This is a genomic window from Halosimplex halobium (assembly GCF_051414055.1).
Taxonomy (GTDB): Archaea; Halobacteriota; Halobacteria; order Halobacteriales; family Haloarculaceae; genus Halosimplex; species Halosimplex halobium.
Genome location: NZ_JBLKNX010000019.1, coordinates 25496 through 39076, shown reverse-complemented (window position 1 = coordinate 39076; position 13581 = coordinate 25496). Strand labels below are relative to the sequence as shown.

Below are 13581 nucleotides of genomic sequence, written 5' to 3'. Positions count from 1 at the left end.
CGATCAGTGTCGCCGGCCGGCGAGCACGGTGAAGGCGGCGGCGAGCAGCGCGATCACCGGTCCGAACCCAGAGCCGGTCGCGGGCGTCGCCGTCGCCCGGTCCCGTTCTGTCGCCCGGTCCCGCTCCGGTGCTCGCGTCGTCGTCTCGGTCGGCGTCGACGAAGTGGCCGCGTCGGTCGCCGTCCCGGTCCGCGTTGCGGTCGGTGTCGTGGTCGGCGTCCGAACGGCGCTGGCCGGCAAACTGTCGACGGAGGGGAACGGTTCCTCGCGGCTCCAGAACACGTCGGCGGTCCACTCGCCCGGTGGTTCGCTGTCGCTGGTCGTGTCGACGAACACCATGCTCTTGTTGGGCAGACGGCCCTCGAACACCGGCGGTTCGGCCTCGATGAAGTTGACCCGCCGGATCGACTGCTCGTTGACCGCGGGTACGAGCGGCGACGACGAGCCGTGGATCGTCGAGTCGACGATCCGGAGTTGCCAGTACTCGTTGCCCGACTGGAAGCGACCGAAGGAGACGAGCGTCGAGTTTCGGATCGTCAGCGAACCACCGATGTCGATCCGGTCGGTGTGGGACAGGACGGAGTCGACGACCGTGACCCCGTCAACGCCGCGAAGCCCCTGAGTGTTCCGTATCGTACTGTGTTCGACCCGAAGCGAATGTGCCTCGGCAGTCCTGCCGTTCGTCCGGTTGACGGTGACGTGCCGCAGGACGATATCCTCGCCGTTGAGCCGTCCCACATCGGTCAGTGTGCTGTCCGTCACGGTGATGTCGCTGCTGTACTGGTCGCCGATGCCGCTGGTGTGGCGAAGCCGCGCGTGGTCGATGTCGACACTGCCGCCGTCGACGGCCAGGTCGCCCCGGATATCGACGAGGCGTGAGTCCGATATCTGGACAGCGCCGTCGGTAACGACCGTGCTACCGTCGCTGAGGTAACTGTCTTCGATCGTTACCTCGCCCTCCGCCCAGACCGCACCGTCGGTATCGGCGACCGTCACGTTCCGCGCGACGACCGAGTCGCTCCTGATCCCGCCGACGTTGCGTCCGTCGACGTTGCGAACGGTCGTGTCGGAGAGCCGGACCAGTTCGTCGCCGCGGATCACGCCGTGGTCGTCGTCGCTCGCGTTCTCGATCAGCGTCCCGGAGACGGTCACGGTGCCGTCCGTCTTGACGACCTGCCCGGTCCGGCGGAACGTGCTGTCGACGACACGTACGTCGCCGTCCGTGAAGACGAACCGCCCCGTGTCACGGACAGTCACGTCCCGGAGGACGACGGTACCATCGGCCCGGAGCGCGGCGTGTCCGTAGCCGTTGTTCCGGGGAATCGACGTGATCGTCAGCCCCTGGATCGTGAGGTCGGTGTCACCGCTCAACCTGACCAACGTGGCCCCCGAGTTGGTGAAGCCGCCGCTCCCCCGGAGGACGAGCGGTGCGTCGCCCCCGTATTGAATGGTCGGATCTCGACTCTCCGAGAGATCCAGCGTTGCCGTGACCGCGATCACGACCTGTCCGTCGCCGTTGCTGTCCTCGAATCCGCGGCTGTTGTAGTAGTCGAACGCGTCGACGCTGTCGATCGTGTAGTCCGCCGTCGCCTGCGTTCCGGTCGCGCCGACGACGCCACACGCGGCACCGACCGGTGACAGCGCGAGGACGACTGCGGCGACGATCGAGAGCGCTCGACGGCGACCGAGCACACCCATGTCTGTACGACAGTGGGAACGCGCGTGTTGAATCTGTCCCAACTGGGGCGGGAGCTTTTTGCGACCCCGGGGCGCACTCCCCGCTATGACCGACGAGGCCGCTGCGATCGAGTTCGGCACCGACGGCTGGCGCGCGACGCTCGACGAGTTCACCGAGCCGCGCGTCCGCATGGTCGGCCAGGCAGTCGCGACGTACCTCCGCGAAGAGGCCGACGGGTCCCTCGACGCCAGCGACGGGTCGGGAACCGTCGCCGTCGGCTACGACGCCCGCGAGACCTCCCGCGGGTTCGCCGAGGAGCTCGCCCGCGTGCTCGCCGCGAACGGCTTCGACGTGCTCGTCCCCCCTCGCGACTGCCCGACGCCGGTCGTCGCCTGGACCGTCCGCCAGCGCGACCTCGCGGGCGGGCTGATGGTCACCGCCTCGCACAACCCCCCGGAGTACAACGGCGTGAAGTTCCTCCCCGCGGGCGGTGCGCCCGCGCTCCCCGAAGTCACGGACGCCCTCGCCGACCGCCTCGCCGAGCCCGACCCGCTCCCCGAATCGCAGTGGGGCGGCGTCGAAGAGGCCGACCTCGTCGCCCCGTACACCGACCGCGTGCTCGACGCCGTCGACACCGACCTGTCGGGCCTCTCCGTTGTGTACGACGCGATGCACGGCAGCGGCCGCGGCGTCACCGACCTGCTCCTCGAACGCGCCGGCGCGGACGTGGAGCGGCTCCGCTGTGATCGGGACCCCGACTTCGGCGGCGACTCGCCCGAACCCACCGCCGCCCACCTCGGCGACCTGGCCGACCGCGTCGCCGAGTCGGACGCCGACCTGGGCGTCGCCAACGACGGCGACGCCGACCGGATCGCCGTCGTCACGCCCGACCGAGGCGTCCTCGACCCGAACCTCTTCTTCGCCGCGACCTACGAGGCGCTGCTCGACGGCGGGTTCTGGTCGGTCGACGACGAGGCCCGGGACGGCGAGCCCGACCAGGGGCCGACGGGCGACGTGGTCCGGACGGTCTCGACCAGCAGCATCGTCGATCGTGTCGCCGAGGCCTACGGCCAGTCGGTCCACGAGACGGCAGTCGGCTTCAAGTGGGTCGCACAGGCGATGGCCGACCACGACGCGCTGATGGGCGGCGAGGAGAGCGGCGGGTTCGGCATCACGACCCACGTCCGCAACAAGGACGGCGTCGCAGTGGCCGTCCTCGCCGCGGCCGTCGCCGCCGCCGAACCGTACGACGACCGCGTCGACGGCCTGCTTGAGCGCCACGGCGCCATCGTCCAGGACCGGGTCAGCGTCGACTGCCCCGACGAGCGCAAGGACCCCGTTCTCGGCGACCTGGAGGACGCGCTGCCCGACGAACTCGCCGGCTCGGCGGTCGAGCGCGTCTCGACCGTCGACGGCTTCAAGATCTTCCTCGCGGACGGCACCTGGCTGCTGATGCGTCCCAGCGGCACGGAGCCCAAACTGCGGGTCTACGCCGAGGCGAGTTCACAGGAGCGTGTCGACGAACTGCTCGCGGCCGGCCGCGAGCTGGTCGAGCCGCTGGTCTGAGCCGGCGACGCTCCATCAGGCGTCCTCGTCCGTTATCGCACCGCGCAACACGCCCCGATAGCGGTCGCGCTCCCCGTCGACGGCCTCGACCGCGAACCCCAGCGACTCGTAGAACGGCACCACACCGGCGTCGAACTCGGCGACCAGTCGGCCGTAGCGCTCGGCGGCCGCCGCGACCAGCGCCCGACCGATCCCCTGGCCGCGGCGGCGCCGCCGGACGGCCACCGCGTCGATCTCGGCGCTGTCCGGCCCCGCGCTCTCGGCGCTGTCCGGGACCTCAGAGTCGACCAGCACGAGCGCGCCGAGGACGGTCCCGCTGGCGTCGCCCGCTCCTGACCCCGATCCGCGGACCGCGACGAACGCGTCGCCGCCCGCGGCGCTCGCGCGGACCCGGTCGGCGTCCGTCGCCAGCGCGGCGGCGTCGAGGACGCCGAGCACGCCGGTCAGGTCGTCGGCCGTCGCCGGGCGGACGGTCACGTCGCGGGGCATCGGCGGAGTGGGGGGCGCATCGAGTTCACTCCCGGACGCTGTCGAGGCCTTCGAGGACGGTCGTCATCGAGGGGTGGTCCCACGTCGACCGGCCGCGGTAGGTCCAGGCGACCTCCGGTTCGGCGCCGCGGGTGTCGACGACGGCGACCGCAGGGAGCCGCCCGAATATCGGGAGTTCCGCGAACATCGGGAGCCGGACGGGCTGGCCGTAGTCGGCGCCCGCGGTCCCGTCGGGGTCGACCAGCAGCGGGTGTGGGAGGTCGAAGCGCTCCTGCCAGTCCTCTGCCCGCTCGCGGTCCCGGGGGAGCACGGAGACGGCGACGGCGTCGCGGGCCCGCAGCGCGGCGTAGCGTTCGCCGGCCTTCTTCGCCTGAGCGCGGCAGTCGTGGCAAGCGTCGTCGTGGTGAAAGAGGAGGACGACGAACGACTCGGTGTCCGCAAGCGTCGCCAGCGAACAGGGGTCGGGACCGGCCCCGACGTTGGGTAACTCGAACGCCGGCGCTGGCTGAGAGCCACTCATCGACCGCCGATAGACGCTCCCCGGTCAAAACGACTGCGTCCGAGGTCGCCGACGTGGACCCGCCGGCGGGGTAAGCCGTCGAACCCTGGGCAAACCACTTGAGCGTCGCTCCCGTCCTGTGCTGTATGCCATCGAACGACAGGGTTACCGTCGGAGACGTGATGTCCACGCCGCTGGAGACGATCTCGAAGGACGCCACGGTGAGAGAGGCCGCCCAGCGGATGCGGGACGCGGATATCAACGCGCTGGTGGTGACGACCACGCCGCGAGCGATAATCAGCAGCACGGACGTGCTCGACGCCGTCGCCGAGGGAGACGATGTCTCGGCCCTCCGCGTGAGCGACGTGATGACGACCGACGTGGAGACGGCGACACCCGACCTCTACATGGAGGAGGTCGCCGCGATGATGGCCACGTACGGGATCAAGCACCTCCCGGTCGTCGAAGACGACTACGTCGGGATGATCTCCTCGACCGACGTAACGGCTCACCTCTCGTGACGGTCTCGGCCCTCCCGCGAACGCGACCGCGGTGAGCGACCGCGGGGAGAGACCGACCGGAAGGTTGCCCCCGCCGACACTGGCCCCGGCGCCGCCGGTCACCCGCCCTTGACGAGCCGCAGGACCTCGACCTCCTCGGCCTCGACGGGGGCGTCCTCTGGGACGGGGCGGCCGTCGACGAGGACGGACACCTCGTGGGCGCCGTAGGGCAGCGGCTCCAGCAGGTCGGCGTAGGTCGCCCCGTCGTCGACCTCGACCTCGCGGGTGTCTTCGCCGGCGACGGCGACGGTGACGCGCATACCGGTCGATCCGTCCGCGACGGCTTGAGCGTGTCGTCCGACGACGGGTTGGTGTCGGGCGCTGAGTCTGTTCAGTCCGCGGGTTCGGCCCCGGTCTCGTCCGGGTCGCGGGCGCGCGCGGTCCGTTCGCGGCGGCCGCGACGGTCGCGGTAGGCGTCGGCGATGACGGCGACCAGCGCGCCGAACCCGAGCAGGAAGACGACCAGGCGGGTGAGCGCGCCGACCACGGGGACCAGCCGGAGGACGGCGACCGTGAGGACGCCGACCACCAGCGCGGCCCAGCGGCTCTCGACGTCGGCCAGCGAGAGCAGCCACGTCCCGAGGACGAACCGGCCGTAGACGGTGCCCAGCCAGGCGAGCAGACCGAACGCGAACGTGCCAGCGATCGCTAGCGGGATGCCGACGATCGTGACCGCGACGACCCCGATGACGACCGGGACACCGATCGTCGCCAGCAGGCCGATCCCGCCGGTCCGCAGCGGGTCGCCGGTCGCGCGGTCGGCGACCGCCGCGGCGGTCCCGGGAAACACGAGCAGCAGTATCGCGCCGACGAGCAGCGCGACGAACACGCCGTAAACGGTGAACACGACACCGGGGATCGTGAAGTCCGGTTCGGTGCCGACCGACAGCCTGTCGTCCCGGGTGACGGTCCCGTCGACGACGGCGCCGTCGGCGCGGACGAGGTCGCCGTCGTAAACCAGATCCCCGCCGATACGGGTGTCCTCGCCGAGTCTGATGCTGTCGGCGCCCAGCCGCGCGTCGCCCTCGACCGTCCCGTCGACCGCGACGCTCCCGGCGCCGGCTTCGAGCGTCCCGCCGATCTGCGCGCCCTCGCCCACGTCGACGGCGCCACCCGCCGCGGTCACGTCTCCGCCGACGGTGCCGAGGATCTGGACGCTCCCGGCCGTGGCCTCCACGTCGCCGGTCACGGTCCCCTCCACGACGACCGACCCGCCGAACGCCTGCAGGTCGCCGTCGACCGTCCCGCGGACGACGACGGTCCCCCCGAACGCCTGCAGGTCCTCGTCGACGGTCTCGTCCGCCCCGACGACGACGGTCCCGCCGGTTCGCGACGCCGCTGCGGCCACGCCGGGTAGCACCGACAGGACGACGACCAGTACCACGAGCCCCGTTGCGATCCGTCTCATGGCTCTCTCTACGACGGGCGAGCGGATAAAGATGTCAGCGAGATAATTGCTGGACGGTTTCGTCCGGTCGCCGGTCGGGGACCACTCGGTAGGTTTACGGGCAGCGGTCGCCTCCCTCCGGGCATGAGCGAGGCCGACACGGATTCGGGGTCACGGGCGGGACGGGAGGAGGTCTGGATCGAGAAGTACCGCCCCCAGACCCTCGACGAGATCGTCGGGCAGGAGGACATCGTCGAGCGCCTCCAGAGCTACGTCGACCGCAATAATCTAAGCCATATGTTATTTTCAGGTCCGGCAGGTATAGGAAAAACGACAAGTGCTACAGCAATCGCCCGCGAGCTCTACGGCGACGACTGGCGGGACAACTTCCTCGAACTCAACGCTTCCGACGAGCGGGGCATCGACGTGGTGCGCGACCGCATCAAGTCGTTCGCGCGGACTTCCTTCGGCGGCTACGATTACCGAATAATATTCCTCGACGAGGCCGACGCGCTTACCTCCGACGCTCAAGGAGCGCTGCGGCGGACGATGGAGCAGTTCTCGAACAACGTCCGCTTTATCCTCTCGTGTAACTACTCCAGTCAGATCATCGACCCGATCCAGTCCCGGTGTGCCGTCTTCCGCTTCTCGCCGCTGAGCGACGAGGCGGTCGCCGAGGAGATGCGCCACATCGCCGAAGAGGAGGGCATCGAGGTCACCGAGGACGGTCTCGACGCCCTGGTCTACGCCGCCGACGGCGACATGCGCAAGGCGATCAACGCGCTGCAAGCGGCCTCGGTGACCGGCGACGTGGTCGACGAGGAGGCCGTCTACGCGCTCACCTCGACGGCCAGGCCCGAGGAGATCAGGGAGATGGTCGACCAGGCGCTGGACGGTGACTTCACGGCCGCCCGGTCGACGCTCGACCGGCTGCTGACCGAGGAGGGCATCGCCGGCGGCGACGTGATCGACCAGCTCCACCGCTCGGTGTGGGAGTTCGACCTCGACGACGAGGCCGCGGTCCGGCTGCTCGACCGCATCGGCGAGACGGAGTACCGGATCACGACCGGCGCAAACGAACGCATCCAGCTCGAAGCGCTGCTCGCGTCGGTCGCGCTCGAGGACTGACTCGCCCGCTCTCGCCGTCGGCTCCCTGCTCCCGGACTGTCTCGCGTCGCCGTCGCCGCATGACTACGTCGAGGGGGCCGCGACGGTCCCCTCGACCGGTTCGATCCGGCGCTCGCTGGCGTCGACGTACTCCATGTCCCCCTTCGTGTAGGTGTCCTCGCAGCCCCAGGGAATGATCCCGAGGCCGTCCGGGCGGACGCGGACGCTCACGACGCGCTCGCCGGCCGCCTCGCCGGAGCAGGGGTCGACGACGCCGGTGATCCGGTCGGCGGGCGGCGCGTCGGGCAGCGCCGCGCGCACCTCGTACCCCTGCCCGGGCTCGATCACGTTCTGGAACTCCACCGCGTCGCCTTCCGGAACGCGGTACCAGGCCGCGACGATCGGGTCGGGATCCCGGGTACTACCGCCGGCTCCAGGCCCCTCAGCGGTTCCGCCTGCAGTCCCGGTTTGGTCGCCGGTCTCACCGGGGGTTTCGCCGTCGCCGACCGACCGCTGTGCGACCCACAGCGCGACGCGGTGGGTCGTCTCGTCCGTGTTCTCGACGTAGATGTGGCCTGTCCCCGGGCCGCGCTGGCGGAGGAGACAGCCGCCGAGACCGCCCGAGACGGCGAGTCCGGCCGCCGCGAGCACCTCGCGCCGCGTGCTGGCGCTCATGGTGGCCGGGCTAGCCGCGCGGCGAGGAAGTGCCCGCGCCCGGGGCTGCAAGCCCCGACGGTCCGAATGCGAGTCGGTGGTCCGGCGGTTCGATACCCGGTCAGGCCGACGCCTCGTAGCCGGCGTCCTCGACGGCCGCGACGAGGGCTTCGGTATCGGCGTCGCCCTCGACGGTCGCCGTTTCCCGCTCCCGGTCGGCCGTCGCGTCGGTGACGCCGTCGACATTCTCCAGCGCCGCCTCGACGGACTGTTCGCAGCCGCCGCAGCTCATACCGGTGACGGTGATCTGCTGTTCCATACCCGAGTGGTGGGTCGCGACGCCCTTGGGTCCCACGGAGGCGGTCCGCCGCGTGGGCGATGGACCGGCTATCCCCTGCCGCGCGCGGGGGCGGCAGGGCGCCCCCCGGTCGCCGGGAGTACAGTTTTGTGGCCGGGCGTGGTACGGATTCCCATGAAGTTCGTCATCGTCGGCTTCGGTCGCGTCGGGATGCGGACGGCCCGCATCCTTCGGAGCGAGGGCCACGACCTGGTGATCGTCGACAACGACCCGGACAAGGTCGAGCGCGCCCGCGAGGAGGGGTTCACCGTCGTCGAGGGGGACGGCGCCGAGGAGTCCACCCTGGAGGAGGCCGGCATCGCCGACGCCGACGCCGTCGGCGCGCTGACGGGCGACCTGAACACCAACTTCTCGGCATGTATGCTCGGCAAGCACTACGGCCTGCGGACCGCCCTGCGCATCGACGAGGACTACCGCCAGGAGATCTACGAGAAGTACGCCGAGGACGTCGACGAGATCATCTACCCCGAGCGGCTGGGCGCCGCCGGCGCCAAGACCGCGCTGCTGGGCGGCGACTTCAACGTCCTCGCGGACCTCACTGAGGAACTCTCCGTGGCGACCGTGACCATTCCCGAGGGGTCGCCACAGATCGGTCGCCGCGTCGTCGAGGTCGACCTGCAGGGCGACGCGCACATCTACGCCCACGGCCGCGCCGACGAGCCGATGGAGATCCCCCTGCCCCAGACGAGGATCGAGGCCGGCGACGACGTGGCGCTGATGGCCGCGCCCGCCGACCTGCCGGAGATCCGGGCGTTCCTCCGCGGTGACGAGGCGGCCGCGGCCTGACCGCGCCGACCGCTCGCGGACCTGACAACCGGAAGTAACTTTCCAGAGGGCGGCGACTGCGGAGACGTGTCCCCACCCCCGCTGTTCCCCGCCGGCCCGCCAGGCGGTGTCGCGCTCGCGAGCGTCGTCGTCCAGTTGCTCGTCTTCGTGTTCGTCGGACTCGTGGCCATCGCGCTCTACCGGAAGTTCGTCGCCGACGCGTGAGTCGGCCGGCGCGGAAACGGTGCGGTCGCGGACACGCGACCGCTGGGCGCCTTGGAGTGGATGGGCGGGCGCGCGGTGGGGAGGATGGGAATGAGGCCGTCGCTGCGCGCCCGTGCGAGTGTCCTCCTCCGGCCGACGTAAAGCCCCGTCAGACGGACGGCTGACGCCTCCGTCGCGCGCGCTTCTCGCCCGAGAGCGACTCGTAAGACGACGTGAACCGACCGGGACCGCCGGGCGGGTCAGTCGATGTCGAGCGAGAGCCCGTCCGAGGCGAACCGAACGTCCCCGTCGTAGTGGTCGGCGATCGAGTCGAGCATCTCGTCGTGGCGGCCGTCCGTGTGCGGGTAGAGGTGGGTCAGGTAGACGCGGCCGACCTCCCCGTCCGCCTCCCCGAGGGTCCGGCCCAGTTCGCTCGGGATCGGGTGGTTGTCCACGTCGACGCTGTCGGGGAACGAGCAGTCGTGAGCAAGCACGGCGGCGCCGTCCGCGAAGTCGACCAACTCGGGGAACGCCTCGGTGTCGCCGCTGAAGACGAACGCCGGGCGGTCGGTCCCTGTCGCAGACCCGCCGCTCGCACCGGACGCGCCCTCGCCGGCCGCCGCGAACCGGTAGGCGAGACAGTACATCGAGTGGCGCGTCTCGACCGCGTCCACGTCGAAGCCGGCGAGCGAGAACGGCGACGGGCCGACCTCGCGGAAGTCCAGGTCCATGCGGTCCTGCATGTAGTCGTGGACGCCGAGCAGGTCGGTCACGAGCTCGGCCGTTCCCTCTGGCCCAGCGACCGTCAGGTCGGTCGCGCCGGCGAGCCAGCGAGCCTTCAGCAGCGGCATGAGGTCGGAGACGTGGTCGAGGTGGTGGTGGGTCAGCAGGACGGCGTCGATGCCCTCGTAGCCGACTTCCGTCCGCTGGAGGCCGTGGAGGACGCCGCTGCCGCAGTCGACGAGCAGATTCCCGGCGGTCGACTCCAGCAGGATACCGGTCTGGAACCGCTCGCCGGTCGGCATCGCGCTGCCCGTGCCCAGGAACGTGACGCGCATACCCGACTCGTCGGGCGGGACCGGGAAAAGTCGTGCCGTGGCGTCGGCGCGCCCGCCAGGCAGGGGCTCCCGACGGCGACCCACCCGGTGGCGACTCGCCCGGTGGCGACTCGCCCGGTGGCGACCCGCCGAGTTGCGACCCGCCCGCTCCGGTCCCCGGTGCGGTCGCGTCGGCCCGGAAAAACATATAACTCGAACGCAACGACTCCCGGACATGGGCTTTCGCATCGACTCCCCGCTCGCGAAGGCCACCGGACTGCTGTTCGCGACGGTCGCGCTCGGGTACGTCGTCATCCGGGAGGCCTGGGGGTTCCGGATCGACGCGCTCGGCGGCGGTCCGGTCGAGAGCGCGCTGGCCGTCGGCGCCGTCCTCGCCCTCGGCGCGCTGCTGGTTCTGACGGACAACGCCTTCGAGGGGTGACCACTTTCGCTCCGCGGTCCAAACCCACTTGACGGCGCGGCCCCAACCGGAGAGCCGAGGCCACATGGGCGGACGCGAGTTGCTGGACGCGGCAGACGTGGGTGTCGACGCCGCCGACGCCGAGATCGACGACGGCCACGTGCTCGACCTGCTGGAGCCGCCGGTCCGGGAGTGGTGGGTCGAGCAGTTCGGCGCGTTCGTCCCCGAGAACGGCGGCTTCTTCACGCCGCCCCAGAAGGAGGCCGTCCCGCTCATCCACGAGGGCGAGAACGTACTTATCGCATCTCCAACAGGTTCCGGGAAGACGCTCGCGAGCTTCTCCGCGGTGATCAACGAGTTGTTCCGCCGCGAGCGCGCCGAGGGGCTGGACAACTCCGTCTACTGCCTGTACGTCTCGCCGCTCAAGTCGCTCGCGAACGACATCCACCGCAACCTGGAGGTGCCGCTGGACGGCATCACCGAGAAACTGGACGAGCGCGGCGAGAACGCGGAGATCCGCCACGCCATCCGTCACGGCGACACGAGCGACAGCGACCGGCAGAAGATGCTCGAAGAGACGCCCCACATCCTCAACACGACGCCGGAGACGCTCGCGATCCTCCTGAACAGTCCCAAGTTCCGGGAGAAGCTGCGAACGGTGGAGTACGTCGTCGTCGACGAGATACACAGCCTCGCCGAGAACAAGCGGGGGACGCACCTCTCGGTGTCGCTGGAGCGACTGGAGGCGCTGGCCGACGGGTCGCCGACCCGGATCGGCTGCTCGGCGACGGTCGAACCGCTCGACGCGATGGCGGAGTTCCTCGTGGGACAGGAGTCGCCCGGCGGGGACACTCGGGACTACGAACTCGTCGACGCCCGCTTCGCCCGCGAGTTCGACATGGAGCTGGTGTGTCCGACCGACGACCTGGTGAACACGCCGCCGGACGTGGTCAACGACCGGTTCTACCGCGACCTGCACGAGCTGATCCAGGACCACACGAACACGCTGGTGTTCACGAACACCCGCTCGGGCGCCGAGCGCGTCCTGCACAACCTGCGGGAGCGCAACGACGACTACGACGAGGACAACTCCGGCTGTCACCACGGCAGCCTCTCGAAGGAGCGCCGCCAGGAGATCGAGGGGAAGCTCAAGGACGGCGACCTCGACGTGGTGACGACCTCCACGAGCCTGGAACTGGGCATCGACATGCCGTACATCGACCTCGTGGTGCAGGTCGGCTCGCCCAAGTCCGTCGCCGCCCTGCTCCAGCGGGTGGGGCGGGCGGGCCACCAGCTCGGCGAGACGGTCACGGGGCGGGTCGTCGCGCTGGACCGCGACGAACTCGTCGAGTGCGCGGTGATGCTCAGGAAGGCCGAGGAGGGCTTCGTCGACCGGGTGTTCGTCCCCGAGCGCGCCCAGGACGTGGCCGCCCAGCACGTCTACGGCATGGCCATCGCCGAGGTCCGGCCGGAGGCGGAGATCCGTGGGATCCTCGAACGGGCCTATCCGTATCGGAACTACAGCGACGAGGAGTGGGAGTCGCTGCTGCGCTATCTCACCGCCGACTACGCGGGGATGGAGGATAAAAATGTCTACGCGAAGGTCTGGCGCGACACCAACGACGCCCCCGACGGCGAACACCACTACGAGGACTACCCAGTCGGGGAGGACCTGATGGGCAAGCGCGGCCGGCTCGCGCGGGTCATCTACATGACCAACATCGGCACCATCCCCGACTCCTTTACCTGCGACGTGTTCACCCGCTCGGGCGACGAGTGGGTCGGGCAACTGGACGAGGAGTACCTCGACACCCTCGAATCGGGCGACGTGTTCGTCCTCGGCGGGCAGAACTTCGAGTACCGCTACCGGCGCGGGTCGAAGGTGTACGTCGACCCGACGAGCGCCCGGCCGACCGTCCCGTCGTGGTTCTCCGAGCGGCTGCCGCTCTCCTACGACCTCGGCCGGGAGATCCTGGCCTTCCAGCGGGAACTGCTGGACAAACTCGACCGGGGCGGCGCCGGCGCCGTGCGACACTGGCTGCGGGAGTTCCCGCTGGACGAAAACAGCGTCCGTGCCGTCGCGCGCATGTTCGAGGAACAGATCAGGTACGCGGGCTTCGAGAGCGTCAGCACCGACGAGCGGCTGGCCGTCGAGGAGGAGCTCGACCGCGAGGAGTACGAGCGGCGCTACTACGTCCACTCCAACTACGGCCGGCGGTTCAACGACGGCCTCTCACGGCTGCTGGCCTACCGGATCGCCCGCGAGGCCAACGCGAACGTCCAGGTCGCCGTCGCCGACAACGGCTTCACCCTCTCGATGCCGCTGAACCGGAAGGTCGACGTACTGGGCGTGATCGACGACATCGATCCCGCCGACGTACGCGATGACTTGCGAGCGAGCCTGGAGGGGACCGACCTCCTCCAGCGGTACTTCCGCATCAACGCGACCCGGGCGCTGATGATCCTGAAGCGGTACAAAGGCTACGAGAAGTCGGCGGCCGAACAGCAGATGAACTCCGAGATGCTGCTGGGGTTCGCCGAGGACCTCGACGGGTTCGCCGTGATCGAGGAGACATACCGCGAGATCCTGGAAGACAAGCTCAACGTCGACGCCATCGAGGACGTGCTCGGGGCCGTCCAACGCGGCGAGGTCGCCGTCGAGCACTTCCGCGTCCAGTCGCCGTCGCCGCGGGCGTTCGGGCTCGCGACCCTGATGGCCTCTGACGTGGTGCTCGCCGAGGACGAGAGCGAGGTGCTCCAGCGCTTCCACGAGCGCGTCATGGAGGAGATCGACGACGAGAGCGCCGAGCGCGGGCTCGGCGAAACCTGACCGTCGGCGAAGCGCGGCCGCAGAAC

15 protein-coding genes are annotated in these 13581 nt (G+C 70.2%); 7 read left to right on the top strand and 8 right to left on the bottom strand.

The window, feature by feature from the left end; translation table 11 throughout:
* Nucleotides 1-3 precede the first annotated feature (3 nt).
* Nucleotides 4-1698: an autotransporter outer membrane beta-barrel domain-containing protein gene (locus ACMGFG_RS18970; protein WP_436931881.1), complete on the bottom strand. Its 1695-nt coding sequence runs from the start codon at nt 1696-1698 to the stop codon at nt 4-6.
* 85 nt (nt 1699-1783) lie between these two features.
* On the opposite strand from ACMGFG_RS18970, the gene ACMGFG_RS18965 reads away from it, so the two are divergent.
* On the top strand, nt 1784-3244 hold the full coding sequence (locus ACMGFG_RS18965) for a phosphoglucomutase/phosphomannomutase family protein (protein ID WP_436931880.1): 1461 nt from the start codon (nt 1784-1786) through the stop codon (nt 3242-3244).
* 15 nt (nt 3245-3259) lie between these two features.
* On the opposite strand, the gene ACMGFG_RS18960 is transcribed toward ACMGFG_RS18965, so the two are convergent.
* On the bottom strand, nt 3260-3733 hold the full coding sequence (locus tag ACMGFG_RS18960; protein ID WP_436931879.1) for a GNAT family N-acetyltransferase: 474 nt from the start codon (nt 3731-3733) through the stop codon (nt 3260-3262).
* A gap of 25 nt (nt 3734-3758) precedes the next feature.
* Nucleotides 3759-4253, bottom strand: coding sequence for a redoxin domain-containing protein (locus ACMGFG_RS18955; RefSeq protein WP_436931878.1), 495 nt, complete (start codon nt 4251-4253; stop codon nt 3759-3761).
* Nucleotides 4254-4378: 125 nt separating this feature from the next.
* On the opposite strand from ACMGFG_RS18955, the gene ACMGFG_RS18950 reads away from it, so the two are divergent.
* Entirely contained in the window at nt 4379-4753 is a 375-nt protein-coding gene (locus ACMGFG_RS18950) for a CBS domain-containing protein (protein ID WP_436931877.1), read from the top strand.
* Between the two features lie 98 nt (nt 4754-4851).
* Here the strand turns inward: ACMGFG_RS18950 and samp2 are convergent, their stop codons facing one another.
* Entirely contained in the window at nt 4852-5052 is a 201-nt protein-coding gene (gene samp2 / locus ACMGFG_RS18945; protein WP_436931876.1) for a ubiquitin-like small modifier protein SAMP2, read from the bottom strand.
* 71 nt (nt 5053-5123) lie between these two features.
* Nucleotides 5124-6200, bottom strand: coding sequence for a bactofilin family protein (locus tag ACMGFG_RS18940; RefSeq protein WP_436931875.1), 1077 nt, complete (start codon nt 6198-6200; stop codon nt 5124-5126).
* 123 nt (nt 6201-6323) lie between these two features.
* Here ACMGFG_RS18940 and ACMGFG_RS18935 point away from each other — a divergent pair, with 123 nt between their 5' ends.
* Entirely contained in the window at nt 6324-7307 is a 984-nt protein-coding gene (locus tag ACMGFG_RS18935) for a replication factor C small subunit (RefSeq protein WP_436931874.1), read from the top strand.
* 63 nt (nt 7308-7370) lie between these two features.
* Here ACMGFG_RS18935 and ACMGFG_RS18930 read toward each other — a convergent pair whose 3' ends face one another.
* On the bottom strand, nt 7371-7961 hold the full coding sequence (locus tag ACMGFG_RS18930) for a hypothetical protein (RefSeq protein WP_436931873.1): 591 nt from the start codon (nt 7959-7961) through the stop codon (nt 7371-7373).
* Between the two features lie 100 nt (nt 7962-8061).
* Nucleotides 8062-8259, bottom strand: coding sequence for a heavy-metal-associated domain-containing protein (locus ACMGFG_RS18925; protein WP_436931872.1), 198 nt, complete (start codon nt 8257-8259; stop codon nt 8062-8064).
* A 153-nt stretch (nt 8260-8412) separates the two neighbouring features.
* On the opposite strand from ACMGFG_RS18925, the gene ACMGFG_RS18920 reads away from it, so the two are divergent.
* Nucleotides 8413-9084 (top strand): potassium channel family protein, encoded by a 672-nt coding sequence (locus tag ACMGFG_RS18920; protein ID WP_436931871.1) that lies wholly within the window; start codon nt 8413-8415, stop codon nt 9082-9084.
* A gap of 66 nt (nt 9085-9150) precedes the next feature.
* Nucleotides 9151-9288: a hypothetical protein gene (locus ACMGFG_RS18915; RefSeq protein ID WP_436931870.1), complete on the top strand. Its 138-nt coding sequence runs from the start codon at nt 9151-9153 to the stop codon at nt 9286-9288.
* Nucleotides 9289-9527: 239 nt separating this feature from the next.
* Here the strand turns inward: ACMGFG_RS18915 and ACMGFG_RS18910 are convergent, their stop codons facing one another.
* Entirely contained in the window at nt 9528-10325 is a 798-nt protein-coding gene (locus tag ACMGFG_RS18910; RefSeq protein WP_436931869.1) for an MBL fold metallo-hydrolase, read from the bottom strand.
* 214 nt (nt 10326-10539) lie between these two features.
* On the opposite strand from ACMGFG_RS18910, the gene ACMGFG_RS18905 reads away from it, so the two are divergent.
* Together ACMGFG_RS18905 and ACMGFG_RS18900 are read left to right on the top strand one after the other, a co-directional pair.
* Nucleotides 10540-10746: a hypothetical protein gene (locus tag ACMGFG_RS18905; protein ID WP_436931868.1), complete on the top strand. Its 207-nt coding sequence runs from the start codon at nt 10540-10542 to the stop codon at nt 10744-10746.
* 64 nt (nt 10747-10810) lie between these two features.
* Nucleotides 10811-13555 (top strand): ATP-dependent helicase, encoded by a 2745-nt coding sequence (locus ACMGFG_RS18900; protein ID WP_436931867.1) that lies wholly within the window; start codon nt 10811-10813, stop codon nt 13553-13555.
* Nucleotides 13556-13581: the final 26 nt, after the last annotated feature.